27 protein-coding genes and 1 tRNA gene are annotated in these 24,986 nt (G+C 61.0%); 17 read left to right on the top strand and 11 right to left on the bottom strand.

Going from position 1 to position 24,986, the window contains the following annotated elements; translation table 11 throughout:
• Window positions 1-19: 19 nt before the first annotated feature.
• Complete coding sequence (locus NKT36_RS02290; protein ID WP_327052331.1) at window positions 20-295, top strand: PadR family transcriptional regulator; 276 nt, start codon at window positions 20-22, stop codon at window positions 293-295.
• Between the two features lie 12 nt (window positions 296-307).
• On the opposite strand, the gene NKT36_RS02285 is transcribed toward NKT36_RS02290, so the two are convergent.
• Both NKT36_RS02285 and NKT36_RS02280 read right to left on the bottom strand, forming a co-directional pair.
• A complete protein-coding gene (locus NKT36_RS02285; RefSeq protein WP_327052330.1) occupies window positions 308-1,630 on the bottom strand; it encodes an AI-2E family transporter in 1,323 nt (440 codons plus the stop codon).
• A 180-nt stretch (window positions 1,631-1,810) separates the two neighbouring features.
• Window positions 1,811-2,206 (bottom strand): hypothetical protein, encoded by a 396-nt coding sequence (locus NKT36_RS02280; RefSeq protein WP_327052329.1) that lies wholly within the window; start codon window positions 2,204-2,206, stop codon window positions 1,811-1,813.
• 178 nt (window positions 2,207-2,384) lie between these two features.
• Between NKT36_RS02280 and NKT36_RS02275 the strand changes: the two genes are divergently transcribed.
• From NKT36_RS02275 to NKT36_RS02265, 3 genes are all read left to right on the top strand, one after another.
• The gene (locus NKT36_RS02275) at window positions 2,385-3,341 is read left to right on the top strand and encodes a ribose 1,5-bisphosphate isomerase (protein ID WP_327052328.1); all 957 of its coding nucleotides are present in this window, start codon (window positions 2,385-2,387) and stop codon (window positions 3,339-3,341) included.
• Between the two features lie 130 nt (window positions 3,342-3,471).
• Complete coding sequence (locus NKT36_RS02270) at window positions 3,472-4,284, top strand: DUF63 family protein (RefSeq protein ID WP_327052327.1); 813 nt, start codon at window positions 3,472-3,474, stop codon at window positions 4,282-4,284.
• 103 nt (window positions 4,285-4,387) lie between these two features.
• On the top strand, window positions 4,388-5,284 hold the full coding sequence (locus tag NKT36_RS02265) for a carbohydrate kinase family protein (RefSeq protein ID WP_327052326.1): 897 nt from the start codon (window positions 4,388-4,390) through the stop codon (window positions 5,282-5,284).
• Here the strand turns inward: NKT36_RS02265 and NKT36_RS02260 are convergent.
• Window positions 5,281-5,634 carry a hypothetical protein gene (locus NKT36_RS02260; RefSeq protein ID WP_327052325.1) on the bottom strand — a complete coding sequence of 118 codons (354 nt, stop codon included), beginning with the start codon at window positions 5,632-5,634 and terminating at the stop codon, window positions 5,281-5,283. The genes NKT36_RS02265 and NKT36_RS02260 overlap by 4 nt on opposite strands.
• Before the next feature lie 141 nt (window positions 5,635-5,775).
• Here NKT36_RS02260 and NKT36_RS02255 point away from each other — a divergent pair, with 141 nt between their 5' ends.
• Window positions 5,776-6,498: a DUF7117 family protein gene (locus NKT36_RS02255; RefSeq protein ID WP_327052324.1), complete on the top strand. Its 723-nt coding sequence runs from the start codon at window positions 5,776-5,778 to the stop codon at window positions 6,496-6,498.
• Window positions 6,499-6,582: 84 nt separating this feature from the next.
• Here the strand turns inward: NKT36_RS02255 and NKT36_RS02250 are convergent, their stop codons facing one another.
• From NKT36_RS02250 to NKT36_RS02240, 3 genes are all read right to left on the bottom strand, one after another.
• On the bottom strand, window positions 6,583-7,521 hold the full coding sequence (locus tag NKT36_RS02250; protein ID WP_327052323.1) for a bifunctional methylenetetrahydrofolate dehydrogenase/methenyltetrahydrofolate cyclohydrolase: 939 nt from the start codon (window positions 7,519-7,521) through the stop codon (window positions 6,583-6,585).
• Window positions 7,522-7,653: 132 nt separating this feature from the next.
• Entirely contained in the window at window positions 7,654-8,946 is a 1,293-nt protein-coding gene (gene aroA, locus NKT36_RS02245) for a 3-phosphoshikimate 1-carboxyvinyltransferase (protein WP_327052322.1), read from the bottom strand.
• A 58-nt stretch (window positions 8,947-9,004) separates the two neighbouring features.
• On the bottom strand, window positions 9,005-9,457 hold the full coding sequence (locus tag NKT36_RS02240; RefSeq protein ID WP_327052321.1) for a universal stress protein: 453 nt from the start codon (window positions 9,455-9,457) through the stop codon (window positions 9,005-9,007).
• Window positions 9,458-9,655: 198 nt separating this feature from the next.
• Here NKT36_RS02240 and NKT36_RS02235 point away from each other — a divergent pair, with 198 nt between their 5' ends.
• Window positions 9,656-10,150 carry a phosphopantetheine adenylyltransferase gene (locus tag NKT36_RS02235; RefSeq protein ID WP_327052320.1) on the top strand — a complete coding sequence of 165 codons (495 nt, stop codon included), beginning with the start codon at window positions 9,656-9,658 and terminating at the stop codon, window positions 10,148-10,150.
• A 10-nt stretch (window positions 10,151-10,160) separates the two neighbouring features.
• On the opposite strand, the gene NKT36_RS02230 is transcribed toward NKT36_RS02235, so the two are convergent.
• Window positions 10,161-10,481: a transcription initiation factor IIB family protein gene (locus tag NKT36_RS02230; protein WP_327052319.1), complete on the bottom strand. Its 321-nt coding sequence runs from the start codon at window positions 10,479-10,481 to the stop codon at window positions 10,161-10,163.
• 82 nt (window positions 10,482-10,563) lie between these two features.
• Here NKT36_RS02230 and NKT36_RS02225 point away from each other — a divergent pair.
• The 4 genes from NKT36_RS02225 to NKT36_RS02210 all read left to right on the top strand — a co-directional run bounded on the left by NKT36_RS02225 (window position 10,564) and on the right by NKT36_RS02210 (window position 12,863).
• Window positions 10,564-10,648, top strand: a tRNA-Leu gene (locus NKT36_RS02225).
• A 61-nt stretch (window positions 10,649-10,709) separates the two neighbouring features.
• The gene (locus NKT36_RS02220) at window positions 10,710-11,870 is read left to right on the top strand and encodes a tyrosine-type recombinase/integrase (protein WP_327052318.1); all 1,161 of its coding nucleotides are present in this window, start codon (window positions 10,710-10,712) and stop codon (window positions 11,868-11,870) included.
• A gap of 331 nt (window positions 11,871-12,201) precedes the next feature.
• Window positions 12,202-12,462 carry a hypothetical protein gene (locus NKT36_RS02215; RefSeq protein ID WP_327052317.1) on the top strand — a complete coding sequence of 87 codons (261 nt, stop codon included), beginning with the start codon at window positions 12,202-12,204 and terminating at the stop codon, window positions 12,460-12,462.
• Window positions 12,459-12,863 (top strand): hypothetical protein, encoded by a 405-nt coding sequence (locus NKT36_RS02210; protein ID WP_327052316.1) that lies wholly within the window; start codon window positions 12,459-12,461, stop codon window positions 12,861-12,863. The genes NKT36_RS02215 and NKT36_RS02210 overlap by 4 nt, the downstream gene beginning before the upstream one ends.
• 1,268 nt (window positions 12,864-14,131) lie before the next feature.
• Here NKT36_RS02210 and NKT36_RS02205 read toward each other — a convergent pair.
• Window positions 14,132-14,740, bottom strand: a complete 609-nt coding sequence (locus NKT36_RS02205; RefSeq protein ID WP_327052315.1) for an HNH endonuclease signature motif containing protein — start codon at window positions 14,738-14,740, stop codon at window positions 14,132-14,134.
• A gap of 229 nt (window positions 14,741-14,969) precedes the next feature.
• On the opposite strand from NKT36_RS02205, the gene NKT36_RS02200 reads away from it, so the two are divergent.
• Window positions 14,970-15,896 (top strand): DpnII family type II restriction endonuclease, encoded by a 927-nt coding sequence (locus NKT36_RS02200; RefSeq protein ID WP_327052314.1) that lies wholly within the window; start codon window positions 14,970-14,972, stop codon window positions 15,894-15,896.
• On the opposite strand, the gene NKT36_RS02195 is transcribed toward NKT36_RS02200, so the two are convergent.
• The gene (locus NKT36_RS02195) at window positions 15,880-16,101 is read right to left on the bottom strand and encodes a transcriptional regulator (RefSeq protein WP_327052313.1); all 222 of its coding nucleotides are present in this window, start codon (window positions 16,099-16,101) and stop codon (window positions 15,880-15,882) included. The two genes, NKT36_RS02200 and NKT36_RS02195, sit on opposite strands and share 17 nt — an antisense overlap.
• 105 nt (window positions 16,102-16,206) lie before the next feature.
• On the opposite strand from NKT36_RS02195, the gene NKT36_RS02190 reads away from it, so the two are divergent.
• On the top strand, window positions 16,207-17,130 hold the full coding sequence (locus NKT36_RS02190) for a DNA adenine methylase (protein ID WP_327052312.1): 924 nt from the start codon (window positions 16,207-16,209) through the stop codon (window positions 17,128-17,130).
• On the opposite strand, the gene NKT36_RS02185 is transcribed toward NKT36_RS02190, so the two are convergent.
• On the bottom strand, window positions 17,131-18,231 hold the full coding sequence (locus tag NKT36_RS02185; protein ID WP_327052311.1) for a hypothetical protein: 1,101 nt from the start codon (window positions 18,229-18,231) through the stop codon (window positions 17,131-17,133).
• A gap of 687 nt (window positions 18,232-18,918) precedes the next feature.
• Between NKT36_RS02185 and NKT36_RS02180 the strand changes: the two genes are divergently transcribed.
• The 3 genes from NKT36_RS02180 to NKT36_RS02170 all read left to right on the top strand — a co-directional run bounded on the left by NKT36_RS02180 (window position 18,919) and on the right by NKT36_RS02170 (window position 21,319).
• Window positions 18,919-19,545 carry a tyrosine-type recombinase/integrase gene (locus tag NKT36_RS02180; protein WP_407652225.1) on the top strand — a complete coding sequence of 209 codons (627 nt, stop codon included), beginning with the start codon at window positions 18,919-18,921 and terminating at the stop codon, window positions 19,543-19,545.
• Between the two features lie 114 nt (window positions 19,546-19,659).
• Window positions 19,660-20,391, top strand: a complete 732-nt coding sequence (locus NKT36_RS02175) for a ComF family protein (protein WP_327052309.1) — start codon at window positions 19,660-19,662, stop codon at window positions 20,389-20,391.
• The gene (locus NKT36_RS02170) at window positions 20,381-21,319 is read left to right on the top strand and encodes a DNA-processing protein DprA (RefSeq protein ID WP_327052308.1); all 939 of its coding nucleotides are present in this window, start codon (window positions 20,381-20,383) and stop codon (window positions 21,317-21,319) included. Before NKT36_RS02175 ends, NKT36_RS02170 begins: the two co-directional genes overlap by 11 nt.
• A gap of 525 nt (window positions 21,320-21,844) precedes the next feature.
• Here NKT36_RS02170 and NKT36_RS02165 read toward each other — a convergent pair.
• Window positions 21,845-22,252, bottom strand: a complete 408-nt coding sequence (locus NKT36_RS02165; protein ID WP_327052307.1) for a hypothetical protein — start codon at window positions 22,250-22,252, stop codon at window positions 21,845-21,847.
• A gap of 93 nt (window positions 22,253-22,345) precedes the next feature.
• Between NKT36_RS02165 and NKT36_RS02160 the strand changes: the two genes are divergently transcribed.
• On the top strand, window positions 22,346-23,311 hold the full coding sequence (locus NKT36_RS02160; protein ID WP_327052306.1) for a succinylglutamate desuccinylase/aspartoacylase family protein: 966 nt from the start codon (window positions 22,346-22,348) through the stop codon (window positions 23,309-23,311).
• An 84-nt stretch (window positions 23,312-23,395) separates the two neighbouring features.
• Window positions 23,396-24,835 carry an aryl-sulfate sulfotransferase gene (locus NKT36_RS02155; protein WP_327052305.1) on the top strand — a complete coding sequence of 480 codons (1,440 nt, stop codon included), beginning with the start codon at window positions 23,396-23,398 and terminating at the stop codon, window positions 24,833-24,835.
• Window positions 24,836-24,986: the final 151 nt, after the last annotated feature.

Here is a 24,986-nt window from a genome sequence, read left to right as displayed (position 1 = left end):
ATACGATATTGGTGTAACGATGCACGAGCTGACGGGCTTCCAGCGTGACGCGCTGTACGTCATCGCCAGTCACGGCGACCCCCACGGCCTCGCAATCAAGGAGGGACTGGAGGAGTACTACGACACGAACGTCCACCACGGCCGCCTTTACCCGAACCTCGACACGCTGGTCGAGGAGGGGATGGTCGAGAAGGGCGACCGCGACGAACGAACGAACTACTACACGCTCACGGAGCGCGGCGAACACGCACTGAAGGTTCGCCGGGAGTGGGAGGAACGGCTGATCGACCTCTGAGCAGACGGCGCGCTACGCATCCGGGTCGTCGTTCGTGGGGGAGGTGTCCTGCCGATCTGACGTCGATTGGAGCGTCGCCCCGGACGTCTCCGACGGGGGTTCCGCGTCGGGAGCGTCGCCGGGGGTCGGTGTCGGCTCTGCTTCGCGTTCCTCGACCGGTGTCTCCCGCTCCGGTGGGCCGCCGGACGGGTCGTCGGGGCCGGGCGACGCCTCCGGCATCGAACGCCGGTTCGCGTTCTGCAGGTACGTCGGGTCGACCGCCCACGGCTTTATCGGCTGGCCGGCGAGCAGTTCCGGCAGCACGATCTTCGCGAAGTGGACGACGAGTACGAGTATCATCGGCCCGAGGAAGATGCCGTACCAGCCGAACAGCAGCGGGCCGAAGATGTACGCGAGCATCACCATGCCGACGTGGAGGTTGCGCCCGGAGACGTAGGGGCGCAGGACCAGGTCTGGGATTGTGTCGACGATGACGAGCGAGACGAGGAAGAAGACGATGGGGAACCAGAGGGCGCTGGGGTCGTCGAGCACTATCGCCTCGGTGACGACGGCGGCGGTCGTCGGGAAGTAGACGAGCTTCATACCGACGACGGGGATGAGACTGGCGACGCCGGTCAGCAGACCGAGGAGCGTCGGATAGGGGATGCCGAGACCAGCCGGTGCGGCGTAGTCGAGCAGGTTGTAGGAGATGGCGCCGATGGTGCCGGTCAGCAGCGCGTTGAGGATGTTGCCGAAGAAGATGCTGTTGAAGTCGGTGTCGACGCGGCTCACGTAGGTGTCGAGGACGCCGTCGGCGTCCGAGAACGTGCGCCGGAACCACCGCGAGAGCTTGTGGTCGTCCCGGAGCAGGTAGAACGCGATGGCGATCATCACGAACAGGTGCAGCGCGCCGTTACCGATGAGACCGACGTACGACAGCGCCGGATCGACCAGGTCCTGGACGAGCCTTGTGTCCGCCTCGCCGTCGAGGATGGTCGCTGGCCGGCGGACGAGTTCGGAGACGTCAACGTACTGCTGGACCGGTGCGGGGAGCTGTGTCAGGTCGGTCCGGTTGACGAAGTTACTGAGCTCCTGGACGCCGATGGCGGCGGTGTACACCATCAGCAGTATCGCCGGCAGGGCGAGAGCGAGCAGCGCGACGGCGGCCGCGAGACTCGGCGGCCGCACCCGGCGTTTGAGCCGCTTGTACACCGGCCTCGTCGAGTAGTAGATGAAGATGCCGAAGACGAACGTTCCGATGAAGGAGTAGACGACGAACAACGCTGCAGCGGCGAGGGCGGCGCCGATGGTCCACCAGGCGGCACGCGACCTGTCGACGTTCCATCCTTCGACCATATTGTGGAAGGTCGACCGTGCCGCAAAAAGATTTCGTGCCGGTCTGAACGCAAGTGCCACCGAGACGTCGGCGCTCCGCTGTCCGAACCGGACGGAAGCGAGACGGACAGCAAACGTCGAAGGAGGAGACGTACAGAGGAGGAGACCGCATAGACGAACCCTGCGCGCGGGCGGAGGGAGCTACTCCAGCGTGAGCGGACCGTCGATTTCGAGGGTCACGCCCTCGCGGCGGGCGCGCTCGCGAACGGCGGCCAGCGCGGGTCGGACCTTCGACTCGTCCGCGACGCCGTCGAACTCGACCGTGACCGTCCCGGCACCGAGGAACGCCGCCGAGCGGACGCACTCGCGGACGCGGTCGGCTTCGTCCTGGGTCGCGTACGAGCACGGTTCGTCGAAGCGGGCCTCGACGGTGACGGCGGCCGGGACGAGGTCGTTCGAATCGAGCGCGCTCTGGAGCTCCCGCAGTCCGTCGCGGGAACCCGGGAGTGCGTCGGCGTCGAGGGTCACGGGCGTCACGTCCGCGGGTCGGCAGCGGTCGATGGCGTGTTCCACGTCGGGACTGGCTGTCGTGCTCATCGTACCCACCAATACCTGGTAGGCATACAAAAATGTTTGTGTATGTTTGGTAGTTATCTGCGGTCGGCCACCCCAGCCTTCGGTCGACGCTCCGTCTCTCGGGGATGCACTCGACCACGTCCAGGGCACACCGCGTCCGGGGCACCATTTTTACGCACCAGGCGACCTACGTTCGGGCATGGACCGCGACATCCACCCCGCCGTCGCCGACGCCGCCGAGGACATCGCATCGATGGAGGTCCGCGGCGCGGCGGCCATCGCGGACGCCGCCGCGGCCGCACTGGGGGAGCAGGCTGCGGCCAGCGAGGCCGAGACGCCGACGGCGTTCCGGGCGGAGATGCGCGCCGCCGCCCGTCGCCTCCACGAGACGCGCCCGACGGCCGTCAGCCTCCCGAACGCCCTTCGGTACGTCCTCCGGGACATGTCGGGCGACACCGTCGCGGGGCTACGTGCGAGCGTCGAGTCGAGCGTCACGGAGTTCCGGTACGAGCTCGACCGCGCCCAGGAGAACCTCGGCCAGATCGGCGCGAACCGTCTCCGAGACGGCGACACCGTCATGACCCACTGCCACTCGACGGACGCCCTCTCCTGCGTCCGCCACGCGCTCGACGACGGAAAGGAGCTGTCGGCCATCGTCAAGGAGACGCGCCCGCGCAAGCAGGGCCACATCACCGCCCGCCAGCTCCGCGAGTGGGGCGTCCCGGTGACGCTCGTCGTCGACAACGCCGCGCGCCGGTACCTCGACGACGCGGACCACGTCCTCGTCGGTGCGGACTCCATCGCCGCGGACGGCAGCGTCGTCAACAAGATCGGTACCTCCGGGCTCGCGGTGAACGCCCGCGAGCGCGGCGTCCCCATCATGGTCGCGGCGCAGACGCTGAAGCTCCACCCGGCGACGATGACGGGCCACACCGTCGAGATCGAGATGCGCGACGAGGAAGAGGTGCTCTCGCCCGCGGAGCACGAGGAGGTCGGCGACGTCACCGTCGAGAACCCGGCCTTCGACGTGACGCCGCCGCGGTACGTCGACGCCATCGTCACCGAGCGCGGGCAGTTCCCGCCCGAGAGCATCGTCACCCTGATGCGGGAACTGTTCGGGGACCAGCAGGGCGGGGAGCCGTGGGAGGAGAGTTGACCAGGAGGCGTCTCGTCGCCGACCCGCGATTCCCTCCTGCCGGCGGGCGACTCGATGCGATCAGGTCGACGGTCAGGTTCCCGCGCGGGCGACCACAAACCTTTCCCGACCCCCATGCGCTTGTCGGCACATGGTACTTCCCTCAGGGTTCGCGCTCCCGCCGCTGCCGTACCTGCTCGGAATCTTGCTGGCGGTGGGAGTCGTCGGAGGCTTGCTCTGGCGTGCGACGCCGACCGTGCGCGAGCGCACCGTCGTCGCGTTTGCCCCCTGGGTCGTGGTCGGGGCGAGCCTCCACGTGCTCTACCAGGTGCAGTTCGCGCCGGCGGTCGTCCGCCCGCTGCTCGGGACGCCGTCGGTGTACCTGACGACGTTCGCCGTCGCAGGCCTGGTGTGGCTGCTCGCGCTCCGGCAGGACTCCATCCCGGTCGAGACGACGCTCGGCGTGACTGGGGTCGTCGCGATGCTGCCCGTGGTCGGGGTCGCGTTCTGGTACGCCGTCGCGAACGACAGCCTGCGCCTGCTCTGGCCGTTCGTTGCGCTCGTGGTCGCCGTCGTCCTCACGGGCATGCTGTGGGCCGGGACACGCCAGGCCTTCCCCGACGTCGCTGTCGTCACGGGCGCGGTGGGCGCGCTCGTGCTCTTCGGTCACTCGCTCGACGCCGTCTCGACCGCGGTCGGCATCGACGTGCTGGGTTTCGGCGAGCGGACGCCCGTCTCACGGGCCATCCTCGACGTCGCACACGCCCTGCCGACGGCGGACGTCATCGGCGTCGGCTGGCTGTTCGTGCTCGTGAAGGTCGCCATCGCAGAGTTCGTCGTCCTGCTGTTCGCCGACTACGTGGCCGAGGAGCCGAGCGAGGGCTATCTCCTGCTCGGCCTCATCGGGGCCGTCGGCCTCGGTCCCGGCGCGCACAACCTTCTCCTGTTCGCCATCACGGGGTGAGACGGACTATCGCCCGCCGGCGCAAGCGTCGCCGTCAGGCGGCGAGCCACGGGGACTTTTTACCGCCGACCGCGTACCCCGAAGGTATGCCGACCCTGTACCCATGGTCGAGGTAGTCACAGCGGGTCACGTCAACTGGGACGTGACCCTCCGGGTGGACGCGCTCCCGGACCCGGACGGGGAGGCGCGCATCACCTCCCAGCGGCGCTCGGGTGGCGGCAGCGCCGCGAACGTCGCCGTCGCGCTGGCGGGGATGGACGTCCCGTCCGGCGTCGTGGGTAGCGTCGGAACCGACGAGCACGGCATGCTGGTCCGCCGGGAACTCGACGCCGCCGGCGTGGACGCGTCGCACCTGCTCGACGTCGAGGGGACGGAAACGACGACCAAGTACCTCGTCGTCGACGACGCGGGCGAGGTGATGGTTCTCGGCAACGACGGGGCGAACGAGGCCGTCGCGCCCGACGACGTCGACCCGGGCTACGTGACCTCGGCCGACCACCTCCACCTGACGAGTCAGCGTCCGGCGACCGCGGCGCACCTCGCCGACGTCGCCACGGCGGCCGGCCTCACCGTCAGCTTCGACCCCGGCCGTCGACTCGACCAGCGCGACTTCTCGGCGGCGCTCGCCTACTCCGACGTGGTCTTCCTGAACGACCGCGAGGCGGCGACGCTACTGGACAGCGACCTCGAACACCCCTCGTCGGAACTCGACGGACGCGTCGTCGTCATCAAACACGGCAGCGACGGCGCACAGGTCGACACGCCGTCGGGGATGTACACCCATCCGGGATTCGGCGTCGAGACGGTCGACACGACCGGCGCCGGCGACGCCTTCGCCGCCGGCTTCCTCGCCGTCCTGCTCGAGGAGAAGGGAGAGTACGACTACGAGCGCGCACTGGAGTTCGCCAACGCCTGCGGCGCGCTCGCCTCGCAGGCCGAAGGTGCGCGGACCGCGCCGTCGCGCGATCGCGTCGAATCGTTCCTCGCCGAGCGGTTCTAGACCTCGTTCGGTCCGCCGGCGCTCTGGACCTGCCACCCCCCTTCGATGCCGCAGGCCTCGCGGACCTCGTACTCGACATCGGTGTCGGGCCCCATGCGGTCGCCGCCCTCGACGGCCTCGATGCGGAGCGGGACGTCGAGCGTGTTGCCACAGCAGCCGACGCCGACGAACTCCTCCCACTGGTCGCCCTCCCGGAGTTCGCCGCGCGTCTTCCGGAGGAACGCTCGGAACGACGGCTTCTCCACCTGGAACCGCCCCCAGTCGCTCAGGTCCTCCGGGTAGGAGACGACGACCCGGGTCGCGGCCTCGGCGTCGCTCGGTTCGTCCGTCGCGGGGTCTTCGGTGGCCATACACGACGATTGGGACTCGACGGATTTAGGGCTTCCCGCGGGGGAACCGGTCGCCGCGACGCGCGTCGAACGGCGGCAGTGCCGGCGACCGTTGCCGGCCGGCACGTGAACGTTTTCAGGGCAGCGGAACAACGACTGGGTATGAAAGTTCGCGGTCAGCGCGAGTGCAAGGACTGCGGGACGCGGTGGTCGTACTACGAGACGGGCAGCGTCGCCTGCCCGGACTGCGAGAGCCTGCGTAGCGTCGGTCTCGACGACGAGCGCCGTGAACACACGGACAGCCCGGCGACGCTCGACCTGAGCGAGGTCCGCGAGGCGGTGGACGCCCGCCCGATGCGCGAGGTCGCGGCCGACGCCGGCGACCGCACCCGCGAGTACGTCCGCAAGCGCGGGTTCATCCACGCCGGCGACCTCGCGACGCTGGACGACACCTACCTCGCGGCCCAGGAGCTTCGCCACGCCGCCGACGTGTTCGGGCGGGCATTCGACCCGACCGACGACGAAGAGCTGTACTTCCTCTCGCTGCTCCGCGGCGCGGACGTGGGCGAGCGCCCCGACCCCGCTGAGGTTCCCGAATCGATGCACGAGGTGCGCGGGCTCGCGGTCGGCGACGCCCTCCAGGAGTACCACCGCGACGCGACGAAGTGGACGGACGACAACGACCGCGACGGTGCCGGCCGGTCCGCCCTGGAGACGCTGGGCGAGCACGTCCGGCGCGTCCGCGCCCTGGAGGGGGACGTCGCGCCCCAGACGGCCGAGTCGCTCGTCACGGCCGCGCGCGAACTCGCGGACTACCTGCGCGAGGACGACGAGGACGCGCTGGGCCGGGCGCGGGACCGCCTCGACCGCGTCGCCGAGCAGTAGATTCGCGTTCCGACGGAACGACTCGAGCGGCGAGGATAGCGGAGTTCGACCGTCGCACTGTTCGGGTCCACTACCAGTCCGGCGTCAGGGCAGGTCGACGTCGACGCCTTCCTGCTGGCCGGCCGCCTTCACGGTGTTGTACAGCAGCATGGCGCGGGTCATGGGGCCGACGCCGCCGGGGACGGGCGTGATGGCGCCGGCGGTCTCCTTCGCGGACTCGAAGTCGACGTCGCCGACGAGTTCGTAGCCCTTCTCGGTGTCGGCCTCGTCAGACTCCGTCTGACTGCCCTCCGAACGTCGTTCGGAGACGTCCACGCGGTTGACGCCCACGTCGACGACGGTCGCGCCCTCCTTCAGCATCGAGCCGTCGATCATCTCCGGGACGCCGGCGGCCGCGACGACGATGTCGGCCTCGCGAGTGTGCGCTGCCAGGTCTCCGGTGTGGGAGTGACAGACCGTCGTCGTCGCGTTGCCGAGCGGCTCCTTCTGGACGAGGAGGTTCGCCATCGGCTTGCCGACGATCATCGAGCGGCCGACGACGACGGCCTCCGCGCCGTCCGTCTCGACGTCGGCGTGCTCGAGCAACTTCTGGACGCCGTGGGGCGTGCAGGGCTTGAACCGCGCGTCGCCCGCGACGAGGCGACCGACGTTCTCGGGGTGGAAGCCGTCGACGTCCTTCTCCGGGGCGACGGTCCGGAGGACCGTCCGCTGGTCCACGTGGTCGGGGACGGGCATCTGGACGAGGATGCCGTGGACGTCCTCGTCCGCGTTCAGGTCCTCGACCGTGTCGTACAGCTCCTGGGCCGGAGCGTCCGCGTCGATCTCGACGTGGATGCCCTCGATACCGACCTCGTCGCAGTCGCGCTGCTTCATCGAGACGTACGTCTCGCTCGCCGGGTCCTCGCTCATCAGCACGGTCGCCAGGCCCGGCCGCGAACCCGCGTCCGCGAGCGTCTCGACGCTGCCTTCGAGTTCCGAACGTATCTGCTCCGCGACGGCGTTACCGTCGATGACCTTCGTCATTGGCGGAGCCTGGAACGCCGACGCCCTTGAATATTCGGATTCGTGCCTATTTTGGCTCTCGAGGCAAGTCTATTACGCAAGAATGTGCATATGTCGGCGGTGCCTTCCGTGCGCCGAGGCGACCGGACCGGGTCAGCGGTCGATATCGGCGCCCAGGTCGTAGAGCACCTCGAAGAAGTCGGGGAACGACACGTCGACGTGCTCCGCCCCGGTGAGGGTCGTCGGTCCGTCGGCCGCGAGCGCCGCGACCGCCAGCGCCATCACGATGCGGTGGTCGGCGTGGCCGTCGACGGTCCCGCCCTGGAGGTCGGATTCGCCGCCGCGGACGAGGAGTTCGTCCTCGCGCTCCTCGACGGCCGCGCCGAGCGTCGCCAGTTCGTCGGCCATCACCGAGACGCGGTCGGTCTCCTTGTAACGGACGTGTTCGCAGTTGACGATGCGCGTCTCGCCGTCTGCGATCGCGCCGAGCGCCGCGACGGTCGGAAGCAGGTCCGGCGTGTCGCCAACGTCCACGTCCACGCCCGAGAGGTCGGAGCGACCGACCGTCGCCACGCCGTCGGTGCGGTTCCAGTCCACGTCCGCGCCCATCCGCTCGAGGATGGAGACGATGGCGGTGTCGCCCTGCGCGCTCGGGTACGCGCTCTCGACGCGCACGTCCTCGTCCTCGTCCGCAGCGACCGCGCCCGCCGCCAGCAGGTAGGAGATGGAGGAGAAGTCGCCCGGGACGTGGTACTCCCCGTCCGTCGGCTCGTAGAACTGGCCGCCCTCGACGCGGTAGCCGTCATCCGTCTCGCCGGCGTCGACTCCGAACGCGTCCAGCAGTTCGACCGTGATGTCGACGTACGGTGCGGACTTCAGTTCCGTCTCGAGTTCGATCTCGATACCGTCGTCGACGAGCGCGCCCGCCATCAACAGCGACGTGACGAACTGCGAGGAGACGTCGCCCGGCATCGAGACGGTCCCGCCCTCGATGGGGCCCTCGACGACGAGCGGTGCCTGGCCGTTGCCGCGCGTGCTCTCGGCACGCCCGCCGAGGTCCTCGATGGCAGGGAGCAGCGGTCCGTGGGGCCGGGACCGCAGCGATTCGTCGCCCGTCAGTACCGTGATGCCATCGGCGAGCGCGGCCGCCCCCGTAAGCAGTCGCATCGTGGTCCCGCTGTTGGCGCATTCGACGACGTCCGGCGGCACGTCGGGGCGGCCGTCGAACCCGGTGACCTCGACGTCGCCGTCGCCGGTCTCGATGACGTCGCCGCCGAGCAGGTCGACCGCCTGCATCGTCGCCTTCGTGTCCGCGCTGACCAGCGGGTCGTACACCAGCGCGCCGCCGGAGTACCCGGCCGCCAGGATCGCGCGGTGCGTGTAGCTCTTCGACGGCGGTGCCCGCGCCGTTCCCGAGAGCGTCGATGGCGTTATTACTACGTCCATAGCGAGTGCATCGACACGGTCCCGTATCAGGATACCGCCTGCCGCAGTTTCCGCCCACTCAGCGGACGACGGTCACCGGCACCGTCGCGCGTCCGGCGATCTCCTTCGCGACGCTACCGAACAGGCCCTCGTACTGCTCGGAGGCACCGCGGTGGCCGACGTAGATCGCCTCGAAGTCGTTCTCGTCGGCGTACTCCGTGATGCGCGCGACGGGTTCGCCGTAGAGGAGGCCCGTCTCTATCTCCGCCCCGGCCCGTTCGGCGATGGCCGACGCCTCGTCGAGCAGTTGCTGCCCTTTGTCCTCGGCGTCCTCGACGCTCGTCCGCAGCAGGTCGCTGTCCGCCTGTGCGAAACTCTCCGGCGGGTCGTCGCCGCCCACGAAGAACTGCTCGGGCGAGACGACGTTGACTGCCGTCACGTCCGCTCCCGTGTCCCCCGCAACGTCCAGCGCGTACTTGAGTGCGTCCTTGCTCGCCGGTGAACCGTCGACCGCGACCAGGTATCCCCCCATAGTTCGATGTCACCCGGTTCCCGGTTCGGCGCGGGTGCGGTTGTCGGTTTCGGCTCCCGTATCCGGAGCGCCGAGGGCGAGTCCGCGGGTCGCGGCACCGGCGCAGTCTCGAAGACCGACGAGTCGGCGTTCGGACACGTCAGGCGTCCGCGAGGGGTTTCCGAAGGTGATAAACCCCGCGCAGCCTTTCGCCGCGGTATGGACGTGGCGCTGGGCGGAACGTTCGACCCGGTTCACGACGGCCATCGAGCGCTGTTCGAGCGGGCGTTCGAACTGGGCGACGTGACGGTCGGATTGACGAGCGACGAACTTGCACCGAAGACGCGACACGTGGACCGGTACGTCCGCCCCTACGACGAGCGCAAAGCAGACCTCGAAGACGAGCTCCGGTCCATCGCGGAGGAGTACGACCGCGAGTTCGAGGTGCGACGCCTCGACGAACCGACGGGCATCGCCACCGAGCAGCAGTTCGACGCGCTCATCGTCTCGCCGGAGACGAAGGACGGCGGCAAGCGCATCAACGACATCCGCGAGGAGCGCGGCTTCGACCCGCTCGAGATCGTCGTCGTCGGCCACGTCGAGGCCGAGGACGGCGACATCATCTCCAGCACCCGCATCGTCGAGGGCGAGATCGACGAGCACGGCAACCTCACGCCGGAGCGCGACGGCCGCCGACCCCAGCGCACCGAGTAGCGCCGAGCAGCTACCACGACGGCGGTTCCAGCCCTGCTTCTTCGAGGATGGTCTTCCACCGCTGCTGGATGGTGAGCCGCGCGACCCCCGCGGCGTCGGCGACCGCCTGCTGGGACCGCTGGTCGCCCTCGATGAGCGACCCCGCGTAGAGGCTCGCGGCCGCTACCGCGCGCTTCGAGCGGTCCTCCGCCTCCCCGCTCTCCGCGACGGTCGAGAGGAACAGGTCGGCCGCGCGCGACCGTGCCGCCGCGTCGAGGTCGAGGCGGTCGGCCGTCTGCTGGAGGCGCGCCAGCCACTCCTCGTTCTCCACCTGGTCGCGTGCGCGATACACGACGAGGGCTTGGCCGTCATCCTACAAAAGCCCTCGTACAGAACGACAGGTTCTTTGTGGCGAGTTGGGAAAGAAGGGACGAGCGCGGGTAGCCAAGCCAGGCCAACGGCGCAGCGCTTAGGACGCTGTCTCGTAGGAGTCCGCCGGTTCGAATCCGGTCCCGCGCACTTCATACCTTGCACGAGAGGGCCTCTCTTGCCCGAGTTCCGTATCGGCAGGAGACGGAAGATGACAGAACTACCCATCACTCTCTCACGCTGTGCCATTTCCACCAATGTGGAGGTGGACAGCGAACGGGCCATCAAAGTGGTCCCGAAATCGCATGACGAAGTACTGAACGACAAGCAATTGGTGGACTATAGAGACCACCGAGTCCGGTTCTTGTCATGGCTGTTGAAAGTTGGCAAGAACCCTGACAAGGCTGAAGGGTACTCGCCGTACACCGTTTACTCGACAGCCTACCGAACAGCGAGGTTCGACTTGTGGCTATGGGAACAGAAGGGTGGGTACAAGTATCCGCCTGACGCTGACGATGGAGCGGCGTACATGGACCACTTGGCTTTCTCAGACAAAAGCCAGACGGTCAAGGGGAAGGCCCAAGAAGGACTTCAGCACTTCTCGAAGTGGCTTCAACACACGCAGGGACGCGACGAATGGGAGTTTGAATACTCCTTTGACGGCTCTGGTGGCAATCATCAACCACAGGATTTTCTCACCCGAGAAGAACGCCGCGAAATTCGTCAAGCCGCACTCAACGAGGGAAACATTCCTGCCTATGATACTCTCACAGCCAACGAGAGGGAAGGCTGGAAGCTGTACATCTCGAATGCCCTCAACAAGAACTACGACGAGGTAACGCGCGACGACTGGGATGAAGTGAATGGTTGGGAGATTACATCCCTCGTTTGGTCCAGTCTTGACGCTGGCCTCCGACCTAACGAAGTGCGTAATGCGCGGACTGCGTGGGTGGATACGAAAAACGGTGTTCTCCGCATCCCTAAAGACGAATCCAGCAAGAACGAAGGGAACTGGACAGTAAGTCTCACGGACCGAACAGCAACCGCATTATCCCGCTGGTTAGAGGAACGTGAGCAGTACGAGAGGTATGAGGATACCCATTCGCTATGGTTGACAAGCCATGGTAACCCACACAGCTCAAGCAGTCTCAGACGACTCCTGCATCGTCTCTGCGACCAAGCTGACATCGAAACCGCGAACCGTAAAATGTCGTGGTACACAATCCGTCACTCGGTCGGAACCTACATGACGAAAGAGAGGGACTTGGCGGCAACTAAGGCACAGCTTCGCCATAAGAACCCCCAGACGACGATGAAGTACGACCAAGTGCCTGTCGAGGACCGACGAGACGCGCTCAATCGAATGGGGTAGCGCTGACGGAAGGTGATTAACACACGGCGCTCCTGGTCCCTCCCGGAAAGTCAAGGTTTGCTCGGATAAGTTCAGTGCGCTGTCTGCCGGTTACATTGGCCTCCACGGGATTGGATTGCTTCTGAAGGGTTTGGCTCTTCTCGGCCTGTTCTGGGGGTGCTCTCACGAAAATGTGGCAACTGCTTGTCACCCATGTGCCATTTAAGTGGGGACTCTTCGTACCAATTTCTATACGGGGAGCGGAGACGGGCCGAGTCTTCATCGAGAGTCCATTCCCAATGCTTCTTAAATAGGAGTGCCCGCTCCTCAAGAAACTCTTTGACGTCGGTCTATGATGACGATGGGCCGGGAAGACGGCCCTATTTTTTTCGACAGGATGGCGGCCTATACCGTCATCCCGAAGAGGTACATTCCAAATATGGCAGAAGGTGAACTTATAAAGCACATTCGTCTCACTGAAGAGGCACACAAGAGACTCGTAGAGGCTTCTGAAAGACGCTATGGCACCACCTCAATCCGGTGGTCCGATGTGATTCAGCAGATGGCAGAGGAGGCTATTGAACAAGAGCAGAAGCAGGAGGGCAACGAATGAGCGAAGGAAGAAGAACAGTCATCTACTTCACCAGTGAGGTGTCTGAACGGCTTTCTGAGAACTTCGTTGAATCCGAGCTGGTGGGAACCAGAGACACTTATGGAGCCAATCATCCACTTGGGGAATATATCCGGCAGTCACTCGGTGATAGCCCTGAAGTAGATGTCTCCGACTATGAGCAATCGACTCCTTCCGTTCGATACACAGATACAGTGACTGTCGAGTTTCCACCGGAGCAGTACGAGAGTTTGTATGAGCAGTTTCGGTCGACACCAATCGCAGAAGACCCGAACTGTCAGTTCGCACTTGCGGGGAATACTCCCTTCGCGGAGTATCTACGGTTGTGCATCAGCCACTTCCTCGACCAAGACGAGGAGTCCATGCCACACCCACCGACGTAAACACACGCCGCCACCGCGTCACTTCCATCTCAAAATCATACTTATGAAACTCAACGAAACCCAGAACCCCGTTTCGATTCCCCTGAAGCGCACACTATTCGGTCGAAAATAGACACACTAGATGCACCCCGTCGAGATGCACAAGTACTGTACTATCTGTATCACCGGGCAGGAATGTCCATCCCCAAGTTTGCCGACCGACTCGATGTAAGTGGACCGGCTGTGTGGCAACAGATGAGTCGCCATGGTATTGAACAGCGGTCCGTCTCCGAAGCAATGATTCTCCATCATCTTCGTAGGTAGCATGTTCTCTTATCTCGTAGGTTGGTAATGGCACAAATCTGCCAACAAGCTTTTCGACATTTGACGTAACTAGGGCTAGTTACGCCAGGGTCCTATGGGTAACTTCCACGAGCCAATGTGCCAACAACTGGAATCTCAAGCAGTTGAGTCCGGTCCTATGCATCGTTGGTTTCACCTAAGTGGTCCTCAAGGGTTGTGGTGCTATGTCAGAAGCTCGTGAGACGTGCGAGATTCCGTCATGAACGATTTCATGTAGTGGCGAGAGGGATAGGACTTCTGCACAAAAAGAACTCGCTCACGCGGCGCTGTGGCTCTCTTAAAGGAACTGGTTGTTTGTGACGAGTCGTACCATGCCTTCTGTAAGTCTCTGTGTGCCGCTATAAGCGTCCTCACGCCGCTTCTTATCCCTTCCTGAAGGTGGGGGCCTGCTGTTGGTTACACCAAGAGTAGGACTGCTGTTACACCAGTAAAGGCCGATGCTGTGTCTACCGACAAGTAAACGTCATCGCTTCAGATAGAACAACATCCCTACCTCTGTTCAAGATAACCGCATTAAACACACTGCCGCTACATCTCAACAGCACAGCAGACCGCTACAGCACAGCATGACTGCTGTTTGAACATGAAGCATGATGCGGTACTCTTGAAAGCATTATTCCCCAAAGAAAAGGGGTACGTAGTACCCCCAAAAGAAAGGGTTTCTTCGGAGGTTCGGTGCGGGTTAACGAATATCACGGAGGCCCTTCTTTCGACAAGCGTCGAAACTTGCGTCGTGACTGAAAGTGATTACGTAGCATTGGCTACGGCAAACTACGTTCCCCAGCCACGATGTGCTCTCAATAGCCGCACCGTACTGTTATACTGTTAGATTGTTGGCGGCGGCAGTGTGTATGCTTGCGGTCTCCTCCTGGCAGTGACCTCTCGGCGAAGGTGAGTGCGGCCTACTCCGCCAAAGGTCAATGCCCCTACGGTTCGTATCCCGTAACCTCCCCTCCGTGTCCACGTAGTCCTTGGCGTTTGTTGAGCTCCGTGAGGAACGTTTCGTAGGCCTTCCGCGAGCGCGTCGTTCCACCTGCGTGCTTATCGAGCTCGGGCAATCGGAGGACACACTTTGGCCCCTTTTTCTCTAACACGATAGGAGTTGTCCGGTGTTCGTACACATTGCCCTTGGAGTGAACCACCATCTTGGACCTGAACTTGCGGACAAAGGAGTGAGTCACGTCAATACCGCTAATATGATAATGTCTCCCTGTCAAGTAGGATTCTGCCTCTGCTAAGGCGCTCTGCGTTGCTTGGTAGGCATCTTCCATCCATTTGTCCATCAAGAACGCGTTCTTGTACTGGCCTTCTAACCGTTCTACTCCAACCGTAGGGAGTGTCCGTCTTCGCGCAGATTCAGGAAGTTTAGCGAACCACGGTAGTGTCTGCATCGTCGTACCGTAGTGAATCTTGTTGTGGCATGACGTACAGACGGGGATTACGTTCTTTGCCGCATTGTCTTCGTCGTCACCATTCACGTGGTGGTTTGCTTCTTTAGCTCCACCGCATATGATGCATCGATTTGAGTCGTACATCGCGGTTCTTATTCAATTCAATCATGTAGATAAGTCCTCTCGACAACGCTTAAGCCCTACCCGACTGATTTCTTGCCGAAGAGGTTTTATACTGTCCGAACTCACCCAATTGATTCACTCCTCTAAACTATATTTCAACTCTCCGAATCTTGCACGCATATGGTGCAGTATTCACCGTTCAACCAAGATTTAGCCGTAAGTCATCTGTTGGATTTCCTTTCACCGGGATATGGTGCTTCGGCAACATCAGCCTCCAACTAAAGACTTCGTCGAGGAGTTCCAAGACACTATCATCCCATCTGCCATCCCTTCCTCGGAGTTCATCAATTGGGACGACATCGAAGACCAAATTGAGAACTACGAAGAACAAATTGAGGCCATTGCGGAGCTTCAAAATGTATCCAAACAGGTGTTCATCAAGGGGCTTACAGACGCCTTGATGGATGCCGACGATACCCGGAAGTGGATAAACTTCTACTTCGAGATTCTTGGGGAACGTGGCAACAAGTATACTGCTCTCGAAGGTCTCTGGAAGTTCTACGACGTACAGCGCGCCATTGATAACGGCGACCGAAAGGAAGCACGGGAGCTGGCCGAAGAACTTCAGAAAATCGGCCTCCAGTATGTGGTAGACGAGTCTGCAGACATTCGAGACCACTACCGAGGGATGCTCGTTGGTATGGAGACACATTCGCGAAAGAACCGTCAGGGGACGTGCTTCGAGAACATCGTCGGAGAAAAACTGGAAGGGATTACTGACCAACTCCAGCAGGAAGGATACAACGTCTCCATCGAAGCCGAGTACACGACCGAGTACAATGATGAGTCAGGACAAAAGAAGACGGTGGACTTTGCTCTCTTCGAGAACGGACAACTCCGTATCGTCTTCGAAGCCAATTGCTACAAAGGCGGTGGGAGTAAGCCATCTGAAATTCGTCGGTCGTATAATCACGTATCGCGCCGGATGAGAAACGACGGCGTAGAGTTCGTCTGGATTACGGATGGCCAGGGATGGGGGAAGTCCCTCACGAACGTACTTCGAGAGAGCTACAATGACATAACTGACGTGTATAATCTCCACCAAGTTGAGGAGCAACTCGGCGACTATGTGCTGACCCACTTCGAGGACCTGTCGCAATCTACTGCGACCAAATAAAAACCCCGCCTGCATCTGTTTTAGTGACTGCGCCTTCCTCGTCAAATTCGTGGAGTCTTCGATAGGCTAAATCGTATGAACAACCCACGTACTCCGCGACCTTCGGCGTTGTCGCTATCTCCAACTCCTCGACCGCCTCTATGAACTTCTGGCGGGGGTATTGGTCGGTGAACTCACCGGACTCTTCGTCCCGTTGTGGGGCCACGTTCGCCAGATGGAGGCTTCTTCACCTAATAGTGTCCGAAATGACTGCCATTCAAGATTCATTGAACGGTGGCTTTATACAGCATGACGGGACAACACCAAGGTAATGGTAAACCCCGTTCTGAAGTGGGCAGGCGGCAAGAGACAATTGTTAGACGAACTATCCGCCAGATTCCCTGAAGACTACAACCACTTCCACGAACCGTTCTTCGGCGGGGGTGCATTATTCTTCGACCTCGAACCGGAGAACGGGACCATCAACGATACGAACATCCGACTCATCAACTTTTACGAACAAGTTCGTGACCATCCTGAGGAACTGATTGACCGGCTCGAATCCTACCGAGACCCTGAGGATGACCCAGACTCCGAGAACGACTTTGCGGAGACCAATCATAAAGGAAAGGAGATTAAGAACTACTACTACCAGCAGAGAGCAAGGTTCAATAAGCGTCCATATGGCGAGAGCTTTGACCCGATAGAGGAAGCGGCATTACTTCTGTACCTCAACCGAACGTGTTACAACGGCCTATATCGGCAGAATAGTAGCGGTGGCTTCAACGTCCCGATTGGCCGATATGCTAATCCAGATTGGGTACAGGAGCAACGAATCCGAAAGGCGAGCGATGTGCTGAAGAACACGGAAATCTTCAATCGCGACTTCAAATACATTCTTGAATATGCAGAGCCAGGGGACTTAGTCTACTTTGACCCACCGTATGAACCTATGAGTTCGACCGCATACTTTACTGATTACAGCGCTGAGGGGTTCGGACAAGAGGACCAAGAACGACTCCTTGAGGTGGCACAAGAACTTGATGAGCAAGGTGTGTACGTTATCCTCAGTAACAGCGGCGTGATGTACGATATGTATGACAACGTTGGATTCTCGGTGGAGATTGAGGGAGCGACGAGAGCTATCAACAGCGACGCCGAGAACCGCGACAAAGTAGACGAGATTATCGCCACGAACGTTCCTGAGGACGAACGGCGTGGTCGCATACAGAAAGGGTTAGCTGACTTCTCGTAGTCAGAAGGTTGTTTGGCAGGGGTCTTCCACAGTCTCGACTTTCTGTATCCAGTCCACATACTTCTCTGGGATGTATCCGTCGAACGTCCCAGTGAATCCTGGTGGTGAATAAATGTAGAGATTCACATCCTCTGCTCTATCGTCAAGCCGATTATCTAACCACTCGGCATATCTTTTCATTTGAAGCGCGGCTTGCTTGCCAGCGGGGGTGTCGCCTCCACTCTTATACTTCAGTTCTATAATTGTGTTCGGGAAAGTCCCCTCATTGATTTCGTCCCTGGTATAGTAACACACGTCAGCCTTGTCCATGTGCTGGGGTGGCTTGTAAGGGCACACAGGGACCTGACGGCACAGTTGAGAATCTGATTCTGGTTGGAGAACCTCAGGGAGAATCTCTGGATTTGCTAATGCGAATGCTTCCAGATGCGATTCGTCTTGGACATCAGCGACAGAGTCGGGGCCATACTCTGTGCGGAAGGGCTCAGGGTCTCCATCAAGTTCTACAAGGTCATCAGGTTCTGGGTCAATGCTCCCTGCAATTTCTTCGTCGTTGCTAAAAATGTCGAGGAGCATATCGGTCTCCTGCTCAGTGAGTGTGCAGAACCCCATCCCCTCCATACTGTTTGACGGCATGGGATAAGGGTACTCGCTCAGGTCAATGTAGAACTGGTCCGCAGTGATGTACCGACCTGCAAAGCCGAGCCGGTCCTCAAACTGAATCAGGAACGGTTGGCACTTCTCTCCCCTTTGCGTCTCGAAAAGCCCTGGCCCGTCCAGTGGTTCGTACCGGCCCGATTCGTCCCAGACGACAGATGCGTCTGCTTCCCGCCCAAGAGGGCTGTATTGACCGTTGATATAGAAGGCCGGCCCGTCTCCACCCCCGACGAGTTGGCCTCCATAGTAGATTTCTCGTTCAAGGAAGAAGAAGACGTGACGGCCCTCTCGACAACTTGCGTAGTCCCCCAGTACGTTGTAGTGTCGGCTCTGACTTGACGGAGTCTCGCGTTCAGGTGTTACGTGTTGGCCGTAGACACCCTGGTCAAGATACAGGTGAAGTGTCTCTTTGTCGAACAGTGAGATAAAGAGGCCACCGTTGTCCATGAAGACGACCAGATAGCAATCTTATAAAAACAACCATTAAATATTGATTGAACGGCGTGGATGTTCCCAGATTACCGGCCTGGGATGGTGAACAGAATAAAAATGGTGGTACTACAGGACCATGAACCGCATGACCTGTAAACTTGATTCAAAATGAGCAAACACACGCGCCGCCACCACAGCTGGACGCGGTGCGTCCTGACGGCACAGCAGTCCCTTGCTGTACGAGAGGCGGCGCGCCGTGTGTTTGCTTACTCTCGGTCCGGAATGACCTTCACGGCGAAGGTGAGCGCGGTCCAACTCCGCCATACCTGATACCATGGCCAAAGCCGGATTAGTCGCGCCACTACTCCGGCCCACGGAATGTCAGGTAGGTACTGGACCAGGAACTCGGTTTCAGCCGAGTTGAAATCTGGATTCAAGTAGGTACATTACCGGCAACCATGCTAATAATTAACAAAGGCGGAATCGTTGATGCAGAAGTGAGAAATTCTCTGTGAGCACGTGCGCGCTTGAGGAAGGTGATGTAGCCAGCATGTTATAAAAAAACTACTACGTCTCACTACCTGCCGTAAGAGCAATGGCAACTATTTCTACAAGTACCGCGACGAGTTTTGGACTCCATTAACAGATTCCCAAACTCATATGGTGTTGGCCCCTGTTCGTTTAAGTATCAAGGTGACTGGAATGGCCGGTTCTGCAAATACCCAAACTCAGAAAGACGACAAAGCACATGTCTGGCTCAAGCCGGACCAAGTTAAACAGATGCGAGACGCGACGGTTGCCCAGAGCGTCGATTACCTCGCAGGCAGGAATGACGCGCTCATCGCCTTGCTATACGATACAGGACTCAGGGTTGGCGAAGCCGTCGCGGTAGATATCGAGATGTTGGACTTGGACGAGGGGGTGCTAATGCTCCCTGCCGAGATTCAGAAGGACTACCCCAACGACAACAGTCCTCAATACACCGAGATTGAACTTGCCGACGAGACCATCCGTACCCTTCGGCAGTACCTCAACACGCGATGGAAGGATTCAGACGCGCTCTTCCCGTCGCGGCAGTCGGACCGTATGACTACCGAGAGTGTCCGTAATGTCATCAGAGACGCCGCAGAAGACGCCGAGATACGTCCGTATACCGTGAAGGGGAGAGGTTCCCCGGACCAAGTAACACCGCATGTACTCCGCCACAGCGTCGCTTACAGGATGTTGAACAGGGAAGAGGGAAACACCCTATACGACGTAACTAAGCGGCTCAGGCACGCAACCATACTTACGACAGAGAGAGTTTACAGCCACTTCGACAGAGTTTGAACAACGTGTGAAGTATATCTCGATTGCCTCATACCCATTCCGAGTACTATAGGTTTCAGTTTCACCGCGGTGCCGCGGCTTTTAACTGGTAGGGATTAGGATTCTTACAAAACGATGACAACGTATAGTCGAATAGAAGACGCTTGGGAGGAGTTAGAGGATTTTGAAGGAGCACCCGTAATTCATCCAAAGTACCAGTGTCGAATGTGTGGTGAACCAATCGAAGAGTCCTTTACACGGACTTCAGGGGTTTGCTTCTACTGTAACAAAGGTAAGAACGAGGTCGGCGAATTTGTGGACCGCATTTTTACGGTATCCATCTACTTCAAGCAGACGGTTACAAGCGACCACGAATTGTCAAAAGAGATTCGTGCGGCGAAGGAAGGTGAGAATGTTGATAAAATGTCGGATATTTTGGGGTGGGGGATGGGAAGATTTACTTCACTCACAGAAACGGACATTTTGGTGCCACCACCTTCTGGGTCTGGTGAAGAGTATAATCATATGGCGGAAATCGGAAAGAGATTGAGCAACAAGGTCGGCGTGGAACTTGCTGATGTCACCTACAAACTTGAAGACTATTCTCCACAAAAAGACATGGATAATCAGGAGGATAGAAAAGAGAACGTACGTGGGAAAGTAGGATGCGATAAAGATTTGAGCGACGTATCGAAAGCAGTAGTCATAGACGACATCGTGACAACTTGCTCCACGATATCTGATACTGCCCGAGCTCTAAAAGAAGCAGGAGTGGATACAGTTTATGGACTAGGAATAGCTCGGACAGTGAGTTTCGAAGGACTAGTTCACGCTGAAGCACTGGAGGAGGTTGACAATGGAAACTGACGTAGTCCTTGCCGCACTAAACGATAAGCATAAATTTAATAGCCATCAAGTTGTCGAATTATTTGAGAAGGCAGACAATAAGCGTCCACTTGGTGAGATAGAGTTGGAAGTCTTCAAGGACTTTGTTAAGGGTGAGTCTTTGAAAAACGATGATAATTCTAAGGCTGGTGACGTTCTTGAAACTCTTGAGAATTCGGACCTTGACTTCTATAGAGAGTACCTGTCTGAGCTCAAGAATAAAGGTCTTGGATACGTCTCTATCTTTGGAGAAGAGTATCCTTCTCGGCTAAGAAACATCGAAAAACCCCCACTCATTCTCTATTACAATGGTGACCTATCTTCTTGGAAAGAGGGTATCGCAGTAGTTGGAACGCGGGACGTTTACGAACATAGAGTAGACTTCGTAGAAGAAATCGGCGGAAAGCTAGTTAACATGGGGAAAACTGTAGTAAGCGGATTAGCCAACGGTGTTGATGAAGCCGCTCATAAGTCTACATTAGAAGCGGAAGGTAAAACGATAGCTGTGCTCCCAGGTCATATTGAGAAAGTATATCCTAAAAGTAACAAAGAGATAGGTGAGCAGATTCCAGAGAACGGGGCGTTGGTGAGTGAAGTCAGTAAGAAAGTACGTATAAACCGTGGTCGCTTTGTTGAACGAAATAGGATTACTTCTGGACTAACAACAGCAGTCATTATCGGTGCGTCTGGAGAAACTGGTGGTACGATTCACCAAGCAAAGTTCGCACAGAGTCAAAATCTGCCCATTCTACTCTATGACCCTGAGGAGGATGACGGTCAATCCCCCGAGAAGTTGAAAGAGATGGGTGCTAAAACGTTTAGTAACCTCAATGAACTAGAAGAACTTGTAAACTCACTTCACGAAACTAATCATGCAGGTAAGAACTACTCTTTGCAAGAATACTCATAAGGGAGTAGAGGAGCTAAATCTAGCAACATACGTCCGCCAATTCACTCACTTCGATGGGTGAAGACTGCTAGTTGGCTCCTTCTTGTTAAGGCATACTAATATAAACCTAACTATCGTATTGGTGGAATCAGGAACAGCGAGCAAAGCTGTGCCATGCACAAAGTTAAGTAACTTGCCCAATATTTCGCACATGTCGATACGGAAGTTGGGTGCGCAGGGCGGTTCCCGGTCGGCTTGCCGACCGGCGCTTAGGACGCTGTCTCGTAGGAGTCCGCCGGTTCGAATCCGGTCCCGCGCATTTCTGCCGCGAGCGAACGCGAGCGGCGAAATCGCAACGAGGATTCGAAGTAGAGAACGGCGAGCGTAGCGAGCCGTTCGCGTGGTTCGAATCCGGTCCCGCGCATTTCTGCCGCGAGCGAACGCGAGCGGCGAAATCGCAACGAGGATTCGAAGTAGAGAACGGCGAGCGTAGCGAGCCGTTCGCGTGGTTCGAATCCGGTCCCGCGCATACCGTCTCTCACCCCCTCACGCAACGCCGTTGTCCCGGAGCAGGTCGGCCAGCACGTGCGCGTAGAGAATCACGGCGGTGAACGCCGCCAGCGGTACGCTCACGAGCGCCTGGCCGCCGACGAGCAGGCCGCCCAGCACGACGTGCGAGAGGAGGCGCTCCTGCTCCATGTCGTCGATGTCCTCGAACACCCAGTCCTGGTCGCCGAAGGCGTCGCCGGGGTTCCGGACGCAGGCGCTGAGGTGACCCCAGTCGCCGCTGCGCCAGCGCGCGAGCAGGAAGTGGTCGAGGTCGACGAACACGCTCAGGAGGACGCCGTAGCCGAACAGCAGGGAGAGCACGACCGGGTCGAACGTCCGCGCGAGGACGGCGACAGCGAGTCCAGAAACGGCGGCGCCGACGAGGAAGTGTTCCCGGGAGTACATCGTTCGGGTGGACCGTCGGACGCGGGGATGATAAAGCAGGCCGAACCGGTCCGGAGCAGTACGTTCAACTGCCCGGAGATGGGCCGCTAGAGCATGACCGACCACGTGGCGGAGGAGGTGACGCTCGCCCGGATGCCATCCGGGACCGAAGTGACGACGACGGTGCACACCTACGACGGGCGCGCGGGCGGACCGACGGTGTACGTGCAGGCCGCCCAGCACGGTCGGGAGGTCAACGGGACCGAGGTGTGTCGCCGCCTGCACGCGGAACTGGTGGACCGTCCGCTCGCCGGTCGGGTCGTCGTCGTCCCGGTCGCCGACCCGCTGACCTTCGATCGCGTCTCCTACACGACGCCGGAGGCGCTCGACAGTGTGCATCCGAACATGAACCGCGTCTGGCCCGGCGACGCGGCGGGCACGCTCCACGAGCGGATGGCCGCCCGGCTCTGGGAGTACGTCGAGGCAGCAGACGCCATCGTCGACCTCCACACCGGAAGCCCGGACATGCTCACCCACGCGGTGTTCCGAGAGGGCGACGCGGAGTCGCGGGCGCTCGCGGAGGCGTTCGGCACCGACCTGCTGCTGTCCGAGGAGGCGGGCGAGGACGCCGACGCGGAGTGGGCCGACCGCGACTTCGACGGGAAACTGCGCGTCGCCGCGACCCGGGCGGGCATCCCCGCCGTCACGCCGGAACTGGCCCACAACAAGCAGGTCGTCGAGGAGGCCGTGGCGGCGGGCGTGGACGGCACGCTGAACGTCCTCCGGCACTGCGACGTCCTGGACGCCGACCCGGTCGACACCGGCGATGCGACGCTGGCGCGCAACCACCTCGGCACGGTCGCGGCGGCCGAGTCGGGGTTGTTCGTCCCCGACACCGACCTGGAACTCGGCGAGCGCGTCGACGCAGGCGAGCGCGTCGGCACGCTCTACGACCCGGCGACGTACGAGACGCTACAGACCGTCGAGACCGACCGCGTCGGCGTCCTCTACTCGCTGACGAAGGAGGCCACAGTGACGGCCGGCAAGTCGCTGGTGAAGGTCGCGCTCCTGCGGGAGTGAGGATGCGAATACCCGTGTGAGCTGCGCGCCCGCCCGGGTGACCGACTCCACAACCTTCTTGAACTGTATTTCTGAATTGAGAGTATGAACCGGAAGTCCGCCTACAGGGCCCTGTTCTCGACGCTCTCCATCGCCATCGTACTGGGCATCGTGACCCAGATGGTGCTCGCCGGCGCGGCACCCAACGCGGTCTACGAACGACGCGCCGAGGCGGGGTCCCAGCAGCCAGCCGTCGAACCGGCCGGCGGCATCACGGTCGTCACCGCACAGGAGGGCGACATGCGCTCCGTCTCGGGCGAGATAATCGCGTTCAACCCGAACGGCACCGTCCGCTACCACGCCGACGACCTGAGCACCTACTGGGACGTCGACCCTGCGATCGAAGGGTCCGAGTCGGTGACCTACGTCGCAACCGAACAGGTCAACCGCGAGGCCTGCACGTCGGGCCTGCTGTCCGAACCGAGGAACTGCCGCCGGAACGTCGTCGAGCGCGCCAACCTCACGACGGGCGAGGTGACGCGACTGTACAGCCACCGCGCCGAGAACGGCCGCTGGCACGACGTGGACCAGATCAACAGCACCCACCTCCTCGTCGCCGACATCGGCGCGGACGCGGTGTTCGTCGTCGACATCAGGACGGGCATCCGGGAGTGGACCTGGACGGTCGAGAGCGACCTGCCCGTGACGAGCGGCGGCGACTACAACAAGGACTGGTCGCACATCAACGACGTCGAGTACCTCGACGACGGCCGGGTCATGGTCGACCTCCGCAACCAGGACCGCGTCGCGTTCCTGAACGAGAGCGGCCTGATGGAAGACTGGACGCTCGGCGAGGAGGACGAGTACGACATCCTCCGCGAGCAGCACAACCCGGACTACATCCCGGCGGACGAGGGCGGCCCGGCCGTCGTCGTCGCCGACTCCGAGAACGACCGCCTCGTCGAGTACCAGCGCGTGGACGGCGAGTGGGAGCGGTCGTGGACCTGGCGGGACGACCGGATGCAGTGGCCGCGCGACGCCGACCGCCTGCCGAACGGCCACACGCTCGTCACGGACACCATCGGCGACCGCGTGTTCGAACTCGACCGGCAGGGCGAGATCGTCTGGTCCGTCGACGTCGAGCGGGCGTACGAGGCCGAACGCCTCGGCACCGGCGACGAGAGCGCCGGCGGTCCGAGCGCGGCGCAGGCCGGCATCGCCTCCCACTCCATCGACACCGCGAACCGGTCGCTGGCCGGAAAGCTGGAGGCCGGCATCCGCCGAGCGGTCCCGCCGGTCGCCGAGAACGGCCTGCTCGGCTACTTCTTCCCCTGGTGGATGGGCTTCTGGGAGGTGCTCGCGGCGTTCGTGCTGGTCGCGGTCCTGTTCGTCTGGGCCGCCCTGGAGATCTGGTGGGCGCACATCTCCGTCACCGTCAGGCTCCCGGTCGAGGTAGAGCAGGCCAGCACCGTCTGGTCCGTGCTGCTGTTGCTCCTCCTCCTCGGCGTCGCGTACGCCGCGAACGTCGTCTCCTCGCTCCTCTGAAACGCCCTCGACCGCTCGGTCGCACTGCTCCCGTTCACAGTTCTCCTCAGTTCGCGGTTCTGGTCCATCCGTACAGTTCTCGCCAATCCCCACAGTTCTCGTCCGTTCCTGATAGACCCCGACGGCCGGACACGAGCAGTATCGCCGTTCC

The organism is Halomicrococcus gelatinilyticus (genome assembly GCA_024227995.1).
GTDB classification, from domain to species: domain Archaea; phylum Halobacteriota; class Halobacteria; order Halobacteriales; family Haladaptataceae; genus Halomicrococcus; species Halomicrococcus gelatinilyticus.
This window is presented reverse-complemented; position numbering and strand designations above follow the sequence as displayed.